Here is a 15,467-nt window from a genome sequence, read left to right as displayed (position 1 = left end):
TGCAGGCCAAAAAGTAAAACCGTCAACTAGTTTACAATTCCGTCTGATCACCCGGCCTTCTACTGCAACACCATGTTTTGGCAGGTTAATAAAGTGTCAGGTGAATAATCATCACGTACATAGCAATCCAAACTAGAACGCATCCGTTCAACATGTGCATCTACGCGTTTGAGGATGGTCGGCCCTGTTTCACCCAACAACCACCCCAATGGCAAACGCACTCCAATGTCATCCACATCAGCAGCAAACTGCAAAGGAGAACGCAGCCAAATCAAACGAGGCGTGCCCGAATTTTGATCAATATCCACCCAGTTCTCAAGCGCAATTTTGGGATCATAGATCAGAGTTTTTTCATATTCTTCTTCACTGACATCCAGCTCAGCGTCAGCCAACCACCCATTGAGGTGACGACACCCCTCAGGTGCATTTACTCGTCCCGCACCACCTTCACACAACCGTTGAATAGGTACATCTCCGTGAACACCACGGGCAGCCATTACTGCTTCTGCAGGCGTCGCGAACTCATAAAACGGGCTTAGTCGTGTATCCCTAGCTTCTCCCGCATGCCCGCGATGCACAACATGAAGAATTATGACAGGGCGCATACAATTACGCACCTCCGATGTAAAACCGTCTCTCAATGCTTGAATATAAGCGCGGCATTCAATTTGATCTTGCTCTCTCAAAATCTTCAACGCCGCCAATGAAGATGCGGCACCAGAGTTATCAAAATAGCCACCGTCTACATAAAGCCCAATTCCCGCTTCCTCATTCGAGGTTTCTTCAAGTTTGCGAGCACGCTCTTCACATCCATCAAGTTCAATTCGCCCAGGGGGGCTTACAAGTGGAAACCTCGCAGATAAATGCGCTGCGCTCGCCAGCGAAATACTTTCTCCATCACACATTTTCTCTAGGAGGTTTGTCATTCCGTAGACACTGCCACTCGTGCCAGATTCTCCAGTCCTCGATGCCTGTTTTAAAGAAACATTGGAAACAACTGCTGGTCGCCCCGATTTAGCATCAAATGAATTGAGCAATACAATCGGACCACCATCATATACTTTTGCATTGAAATTAGCCGCTTCAACGACATTTAAAAACGGCGCTGCAAACCAATCCCCATCAAAGCCCGGGGCTAATGCTTTCTCTGTTTGCACACGGCCACGCCTATCCCCCATCATCCGATATGTGGAGACAAAAGCGTCCTCAAACAATTTTGCTCGGTCAGCAATTCCACAATCAAACATCACACAAAATATGGATATATCTTGCGGAAAGTCTCTAAACACTAATCCAGCCAATGCTGGTGAGAAAAAGTCCGCCTGCAAGAATTCAGACAAATTCCGCGCCGACATATGTTCGGTTGCTGCAAATTCCCCACGGCGTTTTTCTAGGTCAAAGTCACAGCGTTTTTCATACCATTCTTCTTGCGACACATATTGTGCCTCCTGTGCCATTCCATCTGCACGCGCTGCTAGATAGCTGCTCACACCAACTGCACCACCAGATACACCGGACATAGAGAATAGATTATCGTAAAGCTCTCCTCCCAATGTCTCGTCTAAACACGATAAAAGACTTGCAGTGTGCAATGCTGCACGAATACCGCCGCCTTCTGCAAGCACAACAACAGCAGGAGCATTGCTGGGACGGTTTTCACGCCAAAGCCTAACTGCGTTTTCCATGTTTGGTAGATCAGTATGGGTTGGCTTGGCCTCACCTGTTTGACTAACGAGTAACGCACTTGGCTCGGTTAAAGCGACATTGTGGAACTTCACTGGTCCCAGAATCGGACCAAGTCCCATTAAGAAAACCACTGCAACAATCGTTGGGAAACCGTGATAATGCGACGCTAAAACCGCCAAAAATGTGAATATACCTGCTAAAAGTCCAACACTCGCAAGCAATGTAAACACAGGCCCAAACATTGCGGCCATCGTGCCTGGCCAGACTAAGAACAATACTGCCATCAACACAGACGCTGACAACAAACCGAACATCAACCAATTATGCCATTGGCGAAACACAACAAATTGATGGAAATTCGTATAATACCTACGCACACTAACTTTGTGCACGCTCTTGATAACAATACCCGCAACGATCAAAGATAAGCCGGTTAGAATTGTGCCGGTTCGCGCGGCCTGACGCCCCGCTGCTTCTTCGATCATTCCTCCAGCTTGTACGATCGCTACTAGCAACCAAACGATTGGCGCAAGAACATAATTCCATAAAAGCATGCCCAAAAACACGCACAACAAGACAGGAAACAGGTTGAGTGCAAATCGTTCTATCGGTCTAGAAAAATGTATAATCTTGTGACGAAAAAAGTGCCCGAAACCGTCATAGGTCGCTGACACTGCAATAGCGATAACCAAAGTGATCAGCACAATATTGAGGTGTTTTCCTGCAAACAAAAAACCGTCAAATGGTATCCCCTGCATTATCAACGGGTCACGCCCTGCCACATCAACCAATGTGTTCACGTAAAATATGAAAAACACCAATGGTGTGATCAACGCGGCAATAGTGGAAATAGAAAACCGCAGCTTCAATAAAGGGTTCGCTCTGGAAGAAAAAGGGTAGTCCCTAGTAATTGCTCGCAAGCAAACTTCATGGATGGATATGGCAAACCAAGTCAGTGCGAGAGCCGTAGAAATTGGACGCAAAAACGCAAACTGCCCTGAATACGTCATAGCAAATTTCGCGGCTTCACGCCCCTGATCAGTTCCGAACGCCACTGCACAGACGAATAAATTTGCAACAAACAAAGGCCATATGGGCCTGATGACATTCCAGATTGTTAGCCAGCGGCTCCAATATGTCGAACGTTCTTGGTCAAACCCAAGATCCTTTTCAGCGATCGCTGCTGCTCGTCGTGCCCGCGCTACTTTCTTTCGCTGCTTTGGGCTGACGGAAGTAATCGCGTCTACTTTTGAAGTTTCCAATTTCTTTTCAAACTCTACACTCATCAGTTTTCTCCCGATGAATTTGTATCCGTTTGATTTGTCATATTGGGTACAGCATCTATTTTATTGCTGAGCTGCGGAATGCGTTTTAGCGCCTTGTTGATTAGGCGACGATCCTCCATCGAATACGCCAACACGACAAAGCGATCTATCATTGAGTCTGGGTTAGTATCAAAGAATTGCGCCGCATGCGTTAGCAAAGAGAATACATTCTCATAAGCTAGTTCTGGATTAGAACCCACACCTAATAAGGGAGTCACAACACTCGCTAACCTATTATGACCACTTCCCATCCAGCTGAGATTATAATCTTGAACCTTTTCCAAAGCATTTTTGATACAGATACCCACATCATTGACCGCCATATAACCGCAGCCAGGCTCATCACCATTTGCTGAAACAGCTGCGACATGAACGACTTTCTTCACAAAATGCTCGGCTTTTAATTGCCCTTTACAAGCCGTCATTAAAGCTCCACCTGGCGCTATTTCTTCTCCCTTTAGCGCCTCTGCGAGTTTACGGCGGATAAAATCGTCTGAACGTTTACCGCCATGCGACCAGCCCGAAGACATATGCCGGATAATGCCAGAAATGGATGTATCGAACACTCGCGCCATCTCCATGTGAGTGTTTTCTGGATTGATCCAGACATCCACATGTTTCACTTCGCGCATATCGCCAACAGCGACTTCAAAACGCGGCAACTGAATGTCTTTTCGGTTATGACGCGGTTGATAGTTAATCGCCTCGTAAACAGGCTTTCTACCTTTGCTATTAGGCGAACCTCGTAAATCCGTTCTGAGCGCAGTTAAACTGGAAAACACATGGCTGATATATTTGCGCGTTGGCTTACCCTCAAACGCTGCCAATATTTCTGAGTAAAATAATGCTTGCGCGCTATCTCTTCCATGCTCCGACGCAACATTGAGAACCATTCCTCCCACATTGAAAGGATAGTCGATAGGCGTTTCGTCGCGTGTGAATGGTAGAGCCGGTTTAGACGTTAAAGACTGACGGATGGAAAACGCTGAAAGTACTTGCGCGTCTAAAGCACCATTCACAGCACTCAAGTCAGCTAATACAATATCTGCCAAATGCAGTAGGCGATATATGTAATCGTGCTCAAAGACGCTGTCTTCTAATAAATCATTGAGAACAACAGCGTGCACCTGTCTTTTAGTACGCTCTTCCACTCTTATGACTGCGGGCCCAATCACTTCATCTAGGAATTTATCGAACTCTCGACGCCCTGCCTCTTCAAAGGGCGCAATCAGCACAACATCTACGTTTTCAGGATCAAGGCTTACTAAGCCAGCATGCGTCTGCTTGTCGTCAGTCATGGTCCCACCAACCTAACGGTTTCTACGATACTCAGACCATATTAACCATGATAGCAGGACAAACAAGAATATAAAATTATTACTGTTGTGTAGGAATAGCTATTCAGCAGCAGATGAAACTGTTTCTAATTGTCCATCTCGCCGCCTGCCATAAGCTCGACGCGCAAACAAAACGAACAAACATGCCATTGCTGCACCTGCTGCGCTTGCGATAAAGTCTTTTATCGAAGCCTCGCGGCCAGCTCCGCCAGCACCTTGAGCAAATTCCATCCCCGCCGCGAGCGCGACTAGGCTCATACATATGAAACCAAGGTATCGACGTGGCAACACAACGCCTGCAGGGATTGCCATCATACCAAACGCGACAAAGTGCAATATCTTGTCCTCATAGGGCAAATCAAACGGCAAGAATCGCGCAGACGGATCCCCCGGAGTTAGCATTCCCCAAGTGAAAAAAGCGACCAGGCCACCAAAAACTGTTCCAGCGGCAAATAGCAAAAACTGCGGTAATGTTTGTGTAGAAAAAGACATGCCGCCTTATGACATGTGAAATTTGATTTTTTTGTGAACGTCGCCAATAAAATTGTAAATGAATAGCAGCTATGAACACAATTTCGCCCGTTTGGATTATCATATGCTGACAATGCACCTGAAATCGTCGCATTTGATCGATATCATGGTAATCGAAATCGCTAAGAAGATTGGAGAGTTTGAATGGCTGCAATATTAAAACGCTGCTCGTTTGCGATAGCTTTTTTTGCAACCATAACAAGTGCAAGCCTTGCGCTGGCTCAATCAAAGTCAAATAAAACCGATATTGGCGTGCCACAATCTTGCTTAGAAGCTTTCGAGAATTCCATGAAATGGATAGCCTGCGCTTCAGAAGCTGATCCAGGAAGCGAAGCATCAATGCTTGCATACTCAAATCTGGGAAGCCAAGCCTACTATAATGGTGATTTTCAATCAGCTGCACGTTTTTTTGATCTCAGTACACCTGCAGATGGGGGAGCCAAACAGCTAGATGCGTTCGCCCATGCCCTACGCGCCAGCACATATTGGCGCATCGGCGCTGATACCAAAGCGAAAAACCATGCCAAATTTTCATATGATTGGGTGAAGTCGGGTAAGCTAGGTGGCGTCACTCAAATCGAATTAGATAATGAATTGCTTGAACCTCTTTTAGAGGTGTTAGTTCCAGTAACGGCTTATTTAAACACACCAGAAGCAAATGATGTTTTAAAACGCTATCAATCAATTCCTCTAAGTTCTCTAATGGATGCCGCGAGACGAGCAGGCGTTTTGGCTAACATAGAAGAATTTGATGCTGCATTGATTTATTCAGCCAAAGTCGTCGCTGCCCAACCCGATAACCCCCTATTCTTGAGCAGTCATTGTTTGCTTCTCTCTCGAATGGGACGCGCTGAAAAAGGTCTCCCTTTTTGCAAATCAGCTCTTGAGAAAGACGCCAACAACCCGAATTTCCAATTCAACACCGCTTTGGTCTCCGCCACATTGGGAAAATGTGAGGACTCTCTAAAGTCCCAAACGAAAGCGCAACAATTGGCACCTCGAAACCCTTTGTATAATGAAGTTATCGAGTGTAATGCTGACGCAAAAACTAAGAAATAAAACACAGGCCTGAATGTCGATCTTTCGTGTCATTGGAATAGCTGCTGCAGCTTTATCGGGTGGAGCTGCCCTTGCCCGTAATCAATTGGACAAAACAATTGAAAAGAAGATCGATGCTAAAATTATCGAAGCGCAAGATATAGCGATCCGCGATCTGGATCATCAGGTCAAAACTATTGTCAGTGAACAATTGATCGCGTTCACACGCAATCTCGTGTTTAAAGCCACCTTCATTGCTATTTTAGTTGTTCTATATTTTTTAGGCATATTCGAACGCGACGCACTCAGATACATCATTTCATTTGCATTAATTCTATTCCTCATCAGAGATGCTTGGGCGATTTATCCAACTGCCAAGCAATTGTGGATGCTAAGCCGTCAACATGAATGGAATTTGTTTCAAGCCCTCCGCGAAATGGTGGCTGCAAATGTATTTGATCAAGCTTATGAACAGGTGATGGATGAAACTAAAGATCCAAAAGTGAAATACTGGATCGCCCTTTCACGTTATTCTCAAGAAGATATTTCTGAGCAAATTGCTGACGCGATTTCGAAAGTTGCCGCCACCGCCAGTGTACCGATCGTTCGCACTCATGCCGGATTGGCCATTGGTCGCGCTATTTTTCTGCTGGTTGCATATTCCGCTACTCTGACTTGGGCGGTCTGGTTTCTATAGCACGCGGCTCATCTCTTCATCCCAGTGCTTTCGGCAAAGAGATACGTAAACAGATTTTTCGATATCCACCTGCTCACCTTCAGCCAAAGTGCTACCTTCTGCACTTTTACGAACAACCATTGTTGCCTTGGCTCCACACCAACAGATTGTACGGATTTCTCTTAAATGATCTGCGATGGCCAACAGTTGAGCTGAACCTTCAAAAAGTTCACCCTTAAAGTCAGTACGTAGGCCATAACACATAACCGGTATGCCGAGATGGTCCGCAATCCTTGCACATTGCCAAACCTGATCTTTGGTTAGGAATTGCGCCTCATCAATAAAGATACAATCTAATTTAGCCTCTAATAGTTCATTTTTCACAATGTTCATTACATCGCTATTGCGATCTAAAAGAGTTGCATCAGCCCCTACACCTAAGCGAGAGGATATCGCGCCGTTTTCATCATCAGCATACAATGATGATGTCATCAACAAAGTGCGCATTCCCTGCTCTTCATAGTTGTGAGCAGCTTGCAATAAAAGCGTGGATTTACCTGCATTCATCGCAGCATAATGAAAATAAAGCTTGGCCATAACTCATCGTTTCAAATTGAAGAATCAGGCGAGTGTAACGACGCTCTGCATACAATGCCAATGGAAACAAAGTTGTCGACAGTCAAATCCCCACATAAGCTTGCACAATGTTAGATCAGCTGGCTAAATTATGAGAGATTGAGGAGAAGTGTCATGACAAAAATAACGCTGGATCTTGAACAACTCCTCAGTGATGGAAAAATCACACAAGAAGAGGCAGATCACTTTTTAAGTTTAAGTGACTCAAAAAAACGCGCTGGATTATTTGCCAACCTCTTTATGATTTTGGGCGCTATTGCAGTTTCCACTGGCGTCATTAGTCTTCAACCCTCCCCAGCTGTAGGGCTGATACTTGCTGCAACTGCTCTTGGGGCGGGTTTTTATCTCTTTCAAATAAAAACAGAAGAGTGGCGCATACTTTCTCATGGCCTCATTGTGATGGGCTGTTTGGGACTTGCAGGATGGACCGCTTGGCAGGTTCAGGAAACATGGCCAAATACAATGAATTGGCTGCCACAAATCGTAGCACTCATTCTATTTTCGTGGGGTGCCGCCTATTTCAAGCAATCATTTCTGGCAGCTTTGGTTCCTCTTTCAATAGGGTCTCTCATTGGCTCAGGAACCGCATATTGGCACGCGAGCTATGGAATATTTGTTCGCGAAACAACGGTCACTGTTCTTCTATTCTCAGCCATTGCTGCAGGACTTTATTTCTATCGAGAAAAACTAACCGCCGCATGGCATGGCGTTGTTACAATCGCTGCGCGGGTATCCTTTTTCATGGTCAATTTTGGATTTTGGGTTGGATCACTCTGGGGAGATTATGTTGGCGAATTATGGGTTTCAGAAGATGGCTGGGAAGCAACCAGAGCTTGGCGAGATCAAGCTATTTTCATTCATGAAGCGATATTTTCAATTGGCTGGGCGATCTTCCTGGGTGTTTGTATTTGGCTAGGCACGAAAGATCATAGACGTTTTCTTGCGAACACCGCTGTCACTTTCCTCGCAATCCATTTCTACACTCAATTATTTGAAACATTGGGTGCAGAACCTTTGGTCTTGGTTGTTGCGGGCGCAACCATGCTGGGAGCAGCATTTGGAATTACGCGATTTGATCGCTGGCAAAAAGAGCACGCCCAGAAAGCGGACTAACCCTTTTCTTTCATTAAAAGTGAGGTAGCGCCCCAACCTGCCAATTGATAAATCAACGCAAAGAACACAAACATGTTCAATAGATCACCAATACTACCATAGGGTCGCCAGACCAACGCCACCAGCCCAACGGCAATGGAGATGCCATCGAGCTGCAGGTTACCCATAAGGTGACCGGTCAAGCGTCGTTCCTGTTCCACCAGGCTACGTGGAACATGGAATATGCCCTCCACCGTCGGCGGCCCAAATACATCTTGAAGCGCTGAACGCTGCACAATGCCCGTTAGATCGCGCAAATGATCTGCCCCTGCATAGTTTTCATCTACAGCTTTCCAAGCTGCATCAGTGCGGATTATCCGAACAATTGCAGATAATATAATCGCAATGGCGATAGCAGCGATCGTAAATGAATCCATGTAGACCTCGGGCTTAAAAAGCAAAAAGCGATTGACCACACTAACCTTGGGATCAATCGCTTAGCAATCAAGAGAATAGAGAATTTATCTAAGATTAGCCTCGTTTTGGAATGGCCGCCCAATAGTCAAAATCAAGAATGACATTTTCCAGATATTTGCCATCTTCCCCTTTATACGGGAAGTCTGCACAAGGTAGGTCTTTGGTCGCGACTAGACGTAAACGCAGCGCACCAAAACCTTGAGAAATATCTGCCTTCTCAATGACCTCAGACCAAGCATAAACCGTGTCACCTGCAAAAAGAGGATTCACGTGCGCACCAGAATTAATACCCAAAATCTGAGCCGCATTGGCGAGACCGTTAAACGCAATTGAACGCGCCATTGATATGGCTACACCACCATAAATCAAACGCTTGCCAAAGCGCCCTTGAGCTTGCTCATGCTGATTGAAATGAACTTTAGCTGTGTTCTGATAAAGACGTGTTGCAATCTGATGTTCGGCTTCTTCCACAGTGAATGCATCACAGTGGTCTATCTTTTCACCAACCTCATAATCTTCATAAGAATGCGGGCTACCTGCTAGATCATATTGCCAATCTTCTGCATCCATCATTGGCGCGTATAAATCTTCCCCTTTTACAGCTTCGGGGAGGTCGGGAATCACTGTGTCTGGTGCCGGTGAATTCACGTCACGTTTCTTGACCATCACCCATCTTACATAAGATAATACAACTTCATCATTTTGATTGAATCCAGTTGTACGCACGTAGACAACGCCCGTTTTTCCATTGGAATTTTCTTTAATACCAATGACTTCGGAGAGAGAACAAAGTGTATCACCTGGAAATACCGGAACGCCAAATCGACCATCCGCATAGCCAAGATTGGCCACTGCATTCAATGAAATATCTGGAACTGTCTTCCCGAAAACAACGTGAAAAGCCAAAAGTGGGTCAACCGGAGCAGCTTCCAACCCGATATCCTGTGCAAAACGATCAGAAGAGAAAAGCGCATAACGGCTACCTGTAAGCCCTGTATAAAGAGCAACATCACCTTCAGTCACTGTCTTGGGCGTGGCATGAACAATATTCATACCCACATAAAAATCTTCAAAGAAGTTTCCAGCATTTGCCTTCACTTTGGACTTTGCATCTGCCTTATCGACAAGCTCCTGCCCGAATGCTCCAGCCATTGCATCTTTGAGAGATTGGTTCATGTGTTTTCTCCTAACGTCAGATAAATCACTGACGATGTTGAATTAAAGTAGTTCCAGCATTTTCTCGATTGGACGACCTAGGCGAGCTTCATCACCTTTGATCAAAATCGGACGCTGAATAAATTTCGGATTGTTTGCCATTGCTGCAAAAAGCTCATCATCGCTCATCTCTGGATCGAGGCCTTCAGCAGAAATGTTTTTGGGACGTGAGAAATCATGCGGACGCACATTGCCAAGCTTTTTAGCAATGTCGCGCAGCTCTTCTTCAGACAATTGTTCAGTTGCATTCATATATTTGCGTAATGTTGGCTCTATGCCCTTCTCTTGAAGAAGCGCTAGGCCATTGCGGCAAGTGGAGCATGCTGGGTTTGTCAAAAGAATATAGGTCATAAGCAATCTCATACAGTTAAGCGGCATTGTGCCGGCAAATCAGACCGGCAAATTAACGCAGCTTTTATAACATGCTAGCCCTCGATTAGCGATTGAATGGCTTTTTCCATCTCAATAAGTCTTTTTGCTTCTTCAAGGTGTAAGATTTCAGTCATTTTCCCGTTGACTTTAAGCACACCTTTACCAGCATTTTCAGGGTCAGCGAATGCTGCGATGACGTCCTGCGCTTGAGCAACATCTGCTTCAGAGGGCGAGAAGACAGTATTACATGTCTCTACTTGCGCTGGGTGGATCAGTGTTTTTCCATCAAACCCCATGACGCGGCCCTGCTGACATTCAGCTTCAAAGCCCTCACTATTCTTAATGTCGTTAAAGACCCCATCAATCGCTGTTATGCCATATGCACGTGCTGCTGTTACTGCCATTGTAAGCTGCGTCTGAAACGCTATGCGATCAGGTGTCATCATAGCCCGCATATCTTTAGCCAAATCATTTGTCCCCATAACAAATGTCGTCAAACGAGTTGTAGATGCACACGCAGAAATCTCGTGAAGGTTAAGAATAGAAAGCGGAGTCTCAATCATTATCCAAAGCGAAAAGTCTGCACTTGCTCCAGCTTTTGTGAGAGCTTCATCAAGGGCGTGTACTTCGGCAGCTGAAGAGACTTTGGGTGCCAATATCCCATTTGGTCCCGCTGCTACCGCCGCTTCTAAGTCTTCCGCACCCCATTGTGTATCCAAACCATTCATGCGGATGATGATTTCACGCTTACCATATCCACCTGCTTTAACCGCTTCACACACACGGTCGCGCGCTTCAACTTTTGCATCAGGTGCGACCGCATCTTCCAGATCTAGAAGAAGAGTATCAGCAGCAATCGATTTTGCTTTCTCAAGAGCGCGCTCATTGGCACCCGGCATATAAAGACAGGAACGACGTGGGCGTGATTTCATCGATTGTGCTGACATTTTTGTATCCCGTAACTTGGCATATTATTATTTTTACAGGCTAACAGAAAATTGTGCAGTGCAGCAAGTGATATTTTTTACGTTAACCATGCACCCCTATTCCTCTAGGTAATTTTACATTAGTATCGCCCGATAAAAATAATAAAATACGGGGCAAATAATGACATTCGACATCAGTATCATGCCGGCCGAAGAAGTAGACTTGGACGCCGCTGGACAGCTAATCTATGACAGCATTCACGGCCTGGCTCATACGCACTATTCAGACGAACAAATAAAAGCATGGGCACCAGAACCCTATGCTGGTGATCGCGCAAAACAACGCTTTGCAGACCAACTCTTTTTCATTGCATCTGATCCTGAGGGCATGGCGGCTCTCATGACGCTGACACAAGAACACTATCTTGATTTTGCCTATGCTCACCCTCGCACAAAAGGTAGAGGTGCGGCCTCGCAGACTTACGCAACGCTAGAGACATTTGCTGAAGCTCAGGGTGTAAAATCGATAACTTCAGATGTGAGTTTTGTCGCACGCCCCTTTTTCGAAAAAAGAGGGTATAAAGTATTGAAAAGACAATTCCCCATCGCGAATGGTGTGGAACTGACAAACTTCAATGTGCGCAAGGATCTTATATGACGCAAATTCTGGTTATCTCGTCATTCGTGGCGACATCAAGTGTAGGCGGATCAATCGCGCCCGCTACACTGGCCCACCTAGGAATTGATTGCGCATTGGCACCCACAACACTACTTGGCAGACATCCGGGACTAGGTTCACCCGGAGGAAGCGCCGTGCCCGCTGACAGGCTTGCTTCGATGCTGGAAGGCATTGAAGCGCACGGCGATTATGATAAGTGCAATGGTTTGATAACAGGTTATTTTGCTTCACCCGAACAAGTTCATGTTGCAGCAGAAACAATAGACAAAGTCCGCGCATCCAAGCGCCCAGAAACCAAGCCTTGGCTACCGCCGACAAAAGCTAAAATTATTGTCGACCCAATTATGGGAGATAGAGATACAGGGTTGTATATTCGAGAAGACACAGCCAATGCTATCCGTCAGGATTTGATAAAACGAGCAGATGTCATCACGCCCAATCTATGGGAATTTGCCTACCTCACGCGTACAGATATTCACTCATTGCAAACTGCCGAACATGTCTGGAAGGCAGCTCAATCTCTGCCATGTGACGCTATGATAACATCCGTACCATCCGAAATTGGCTTGGGCTCACTCTACATCGAAAAAGAACATAACTCAGCGTGGTTTTGCGAAACACCAAGACTAAATGGCTACATCCCGCATGGAACTGGCGATTTGGCGACCTTATTGCTCTCTGCCTACCTTAGTGAAAATTATGAATGCAAAGAAGCAATGATGAAGGCCGTCGGTGGTACATCGGCCATAATTGAAGCAGCAGTGACGCAAAACCTAAAAGACTTACCTATAGCTTCTAGTGCTCAATTAATTCGTACGCCGCCGCGCATTCAAACAACACATCTGCACTAATTTTCATTGAAATACGTCTTCAATTTGAAAAACACTTGACGCAGGCGCATTTGAGATTACCGAAGCTTTATGACTGACAATATTTCTGGATATGTTGCGCCAGGCTTTGAAGCCGTTCAGGACGCATTCGAACAAAATTTTGCCGAAAAATTGGGTGAAGCTTCCCCTTCCGATCTTCAAGAACTGGGAGCTGGGTTTGCCGCCTATATTGATGATGAACTGGTCGTTAATCTGACCGGTGGTTGGAAAGATCGGCGTAAAACAGATCCTTGGACAGAGGACACACTCGTTCCAGTCTATTCTACGACTAAGCCAATCGCTGCCATGACCGTCTGCATGGAAATCTTCAATCATTTGGAAAATCCATATGATGTGCCTGTAGCTCAAGTTTGGCCAGAATTTGCAGCTCACGGAAAAGAAGCAGTCACAATTGGTGAAATGCTATCTCACCAAGCTGGCCTTCCCGGTTTCGTCGAACCAATCGAACCTGAATTGTGGTTTGATAGTCATGGGCTTGCTGATAAACTTGCTAACACCGCGCCAATGTGGCCCGCAGGTGAAGGCTCAGGCTATCACCCACTCACTTGGGGTTACTTAGTTGCAGAACTTATCTGGCGCGTCTCAGGGGCCTCGCTTGGCACACAGCTCAAAAACAAAATCACCAATGCAGATGGCGCTGATCCCGAACGCGAAATCATAGATTTCTGGATTGGAACACCTGTAGGTGAACATGATCGTATTGCTGATATCGTGCGCCCGACCAAACCGCCAGAACTTGGCGATATGAATGAATTTCGTAAAACGGCATTCCTAACTAAATGGGCAGCGCCTAATCGCGGTGGACCAGAATGGCGCACAATGGAAATTCCTTCCGCCAATGGTCATGGAACAGCCAAAGCTGTTGCACGCCTCTATTCTGCTTTTGCTAATGGCGGCAAAATTGGCGAGAACAACATCATCAGTGCAGATGGGCAGTTCTCTGAGTTTTCAAAGCGCCGCTGCAAAGGCCAAGACCGCGTTTTGCCGTATGAAATTGAATTTGCAGCAGGTGTCATGCGCAACAATAATCGCATCTACGGGCCAAACACCAATACGCTAGGCCATGCTGGCTGGGGCGGTTCAATGGGCTTTGGTGATCCAGACCGCAATCTATCTGCTGCTTATGTGATGAACCGTCAGTCCAACCAATTGCAAACCGACGAACGCGCCCAACGCCTCATCGCCGCACTGTATGGGTGTTTGTAGGGGCTAGTTAATGTGCCCACAGTTAATTTCATTTAAACCCTCCTCATGGAACCAGTGAAATGATTTGATAGCACAATGCCAAAAACTATTGTGGGTTTAAGATAATCATCTGTTGTCAATTAAGAAAACAGTATACTAAGATAATACCTGCCCGGGGGGGGTAGTAACTTTTCAAAGATTGATCATTCCTCCCATTACAGCAAGAGGACAACATGAAAAATCTTTTAAATTCAATATCCAAGATACCTGTAATAGCGTTAAGTGCGATCACTCTAAGCACCGGAGCATTCGCTGATCCAATAAAAGTAATTTTTGAGACCGACATGGAAGGGGACTGTGATGACGCTGGTGCGCTAGCAATGCTCCACTATTACGCTGATCAGGGCGATATTGAGTTGTTGGCTGTGATCACTAATAGTAGTGCAGACGCATCTGTAGGGGTTGTTGATGCAATAAATACGTATTTTGATAGACCTGATACATCTGATGTCAAGTTAGGAGCATACAAAGGATCTTCCGTAGGGCGCACAGATGCCATGATGTATGAGGCACTTGATGATAATACATCGACATACCCGCACAATGTTAGATCTAGAAACCACGCTGATGTGCAGGATCCAGTCTCTTTATATAAAGAACTTTTGACAGCTCACGACGATGTGGTGATTATTTCGGTTGGGCATCTTCAAAATGTATCAGCGTTAATTGATGACCCTGAGGGATATCAGCTTGTTGAAGATAAGGTTAAACGATTGGTTGTAGGTGGAGGAAGTATTAACTACTTGCAAAGACCATATAACCTTACCAGATGGGGGAGTTCTGAAACTTCTTTAAATGTTTTAAATGATTTTCCTGCTCCGATGCTTTTTTCAACGTTCTATGTCGGGGGCCCGATTAATACAGGACAAGTTTTAGCAAACAATACGTCTCTAAATCCGGTTAGAGAAGCATATCGAACCTTTCCTACTTCAGCAAACCGCCAATATTTCCCCAATGGTAGTAGCACCAACGGAAGTGCAGGACCAGTGTTAGAGGTGGGGCGGCCTAGTTGGGATTTACTTTGTGTGATGATTGGAACAGAAAAATATCCTGAATATTTTAACGTTAATTCATATGGGTATATGAGTTTGGATAACTCTAGTACTGATGAAAATCAGCATTCCACACAATGGCTGTCTAACACCCTTAATTCGAACCATGAAAATCACTCTTATGTGACTTTGACGCGTCCTCTGGAAGAGTATGAGGCTATTATTTCTCAAGCAATGGATTATGAGTTAATTGTAGGTGAGAACTTATTGCAGAATGGTTCTTTTGAAGCTGATGATATTGGGTATGGAGAATGGGACCCAGTAACTTCATTGACTGGGTGGGCAGCAAT

General features: G+C 45.5%; 15 protein-coding genes. 7 read left to right on the top strand and 8 right to left on the bottom strand.

The genetic code is table 11. From position 1 onward, the window contains the following. Positions 1 to 59 precede the first annotated feature (59 nt). The 3 genes from F551_RS0111380 to F551_RS0111370 form a co-directional block, all read right to left on the bottom strand. Positions 60 to 2,972 (bottom strand): patatin-like phospholipase family protein, encoded by a 2,913-nt coding sequence (locus tag F551_RS0111380; protein WP_018997634.1) that lies wholly within the window; start codon positions 2,970 to 2,972, stop codon positions 60 to 62. After that, positions 2,972 to 4,309 (bottom strand): macro domain-containing protein, encoded by a 1,338-nt coding sequence (locus F551_RS0111375; RefSeq protein ID WP_018997633.1) that lies wholly within the window; start codon positions 4,307 to 4,309, stop codon positions 2,972 to 2,974. The genes F551_RS0111380 and F551_RS0111375 overlap by 1 nt, the downstream gene beginning before the upstream one ends. A gap of 99 nt (positions 4,310 to 4,408) precedes the next feature. Next, a complete protein-coding gene (locus F551_RS0111370; protein ID WP_018997632.1) occupies positions 4,409 to 4,840 on the bottom strand; it encodes a VanZ family protein in 432 nt (143 codons plus the stop codon). A 183-nt stretch (positions 4,841 to 5,023) separates the two neighbouring features. On the opposite strand from F551_RS0111370, the gene F551_RS0111365 reads away from it, so the two are divergent. Together F551_RS0111365 and F551_RS0111360 are read left to right on the top strand one after the other, a co-directional pair. Continuing rightward, positions 5,024 to 5,938 (top strand): hypothetical protein, encoded by a 915-nt coding sequence (locus F551_RS0111365; protein ID WP_018997631.1) that lies wholly within the window; start codon positions 5,024 to 5,026, stop codon positions 5,936 to 5,938. 13 nt (positions 5,939 to 5,951) lie between these two features. Continuing rightward, a complete protein-coding gene (locus tag F551_RS0111360; protein WP_018997630.1) occupies positions 5,952 to 6,614 on the top strand; it encodes a hypothetical protein in 663 nt (220 codons plus the stop codon). On the opposite strand, the gene F551_RS0111355 is transcribed toward F551_RS0111360, so the two are convergent. Then, positions 6,609 to 7,190 (bottom strand): thymidine kinase, encoded by a 582-nt coding sequence (locus F551_RS0111355; protein ID WP_018997629.1) that lies wholly within the window; start codon positions 7,188 to 7,190, stop codon positions 6,609 to 6,611. The two genes, F551_RS0111360 and F551_RS0111355, sit on opposite strands and share 6 nt — an antisense overlap. Positions 7,191 to 7,343: 153 nt before the next feature. Here F551_RS0111355 and F551_RS0111350 point away from each other — a divergent pair, with 153 nt between their 5' ends. Beyond that, a complete protein-coding gene (locus tag F551_RS0111350; RefSeq protein ID WP_018997628.1) occupies positions 7,344 to 8,342 on the top strand; it encodes a hypothetical protein in 999 nt (332 codons plus the stop codon). Here the strand turns inward: F551_RS0111350 and F551_RS0111345 are convergent. The 4 genes from F551_RS0111345 to F551_RS0111330 all read right to left on the bottom strand — a co-directional run bounded on the left by F551_RS0111345 (position 8,339) and on the right by F551_RS0111330 (position 11,332). Beyond that, positions 8,339 to 8,758, bottom strand: a complete 420-nt coding sequence (locus F551_RS0111345) for a hypothetical protein (protein ID WP_018997627.1) — start codon at positions 8,756 to 8,758, stop codon at positions 8,339 to 8,341. The genes F551_RS0111350 and F551_RS0111345 overlap by 4 nt on opposite strands. A 94-nt stretch (positions 8,759 to 8,852) precedes the next feature. Continuing rightward, entirely contained in the window at positions 8,853 to 9,950 is a 1,098-nt protein-coding gene (locus tag F551_RS0111340; RefSeq protein ID WP_051089170.1) for a MaoC family dehydratase, read from the bottom strand. A gap of 66 nt (positions 9,951 to 10,016) precedes the next feature. Continuing rightward, a complete protein-coding gene (locus tag F551_RS0111335) occupies positions 10,017 to 10,364 on the bottom strand; it encodes an ArsC/Spx/MgsR family protein (protein WP_018997625.1) in 348 nt (115 codons plus the stop codon). 74 nt (positions 10,365 to 10,438) lie between these two features. Then, complete coding sequence (locus F551_RS0111330) at positions 10,439 to 11,332, bottom strand: HpcH/HpaI aldolase/citrate lyase family protein (RefSeq protein ID WP_018997624.1); 894 nt, start codon at positions 11,330 to 11,332, stop codon at positions 10,439 to 10,441. Between the two features lie 160 nt (positions 11,333 to 11,492). Here F551_RS0111330 and F551_RS0111325 point away from each other — a divergent pair, with 160 nt between their 5' ends. The 4 genes from F551_RS0111325 to F551_RS0111310 form a co-directional block, all read left to right on the top strand. After that, a complete protein-coding gene (locus F551_RS0111325) occupies positions 11,493 to 11,969 on the top strand; it encodes a GNAT family N-acetyltransferase (protein ID WP_018997623.1) in 477 nt (158 codons plus the stop codon). Continuing rightward, positions 11,966 to 12,841 (top strand): bifunctional hydroxymethylpyrimidine kinase/phosphomethylpyrimidine kinase, encoded by an 876-nt coding sequence (locus tag F551_RS0111320; protein ID WP_018997622.1) that lies wholly within the window; start codon positions 11,966 to 11,968, stop codon positions 12,839 to 12,841. Before F551_RS0111325 ends, F551_RS0111320 begins: the two co-directional genes overlap by 4 nt. A 69-nt stretch (positions 12,842 to 12,910) precedes the next feature. Next, the gene (locus tag F551_RS0111315) at positions 12,911 to 14,086 is read left to right on the top strand and encodes a serine hydrolase domain-containing protein (protein WP_018997621.1); all 1,176 of its coding nucleotides are present in this window, start codon (positions 12,911 to 12,913) and stop codon (positions 14,084 to 14,086) included. A gap of 212 nt (positions 14,087 to 14,298) precedes the next feature. Next, a partial coding sequence (locus F551_RS0111310; RefSeq protein WP_018997620.1) for a nucleoside hydrolase occupies positions 14,299 to 15,467 on the top strand: 1,169 nt, incomplete at its 3' end.

Source organism: Hirschia maritima DSM 19733 (assembly GCF_000378345.1).
GTDB lineage: Bacteria > Pseudomonadota > Alphaproteobacteria > Caulobacterales > Hyphomonadaceae > Hirschia > Hirschia maritima.
Note: the sequence above shows the minus strand (reverse complement) of the source record. Positions and strands in the feature narration are given on the sequence as shown.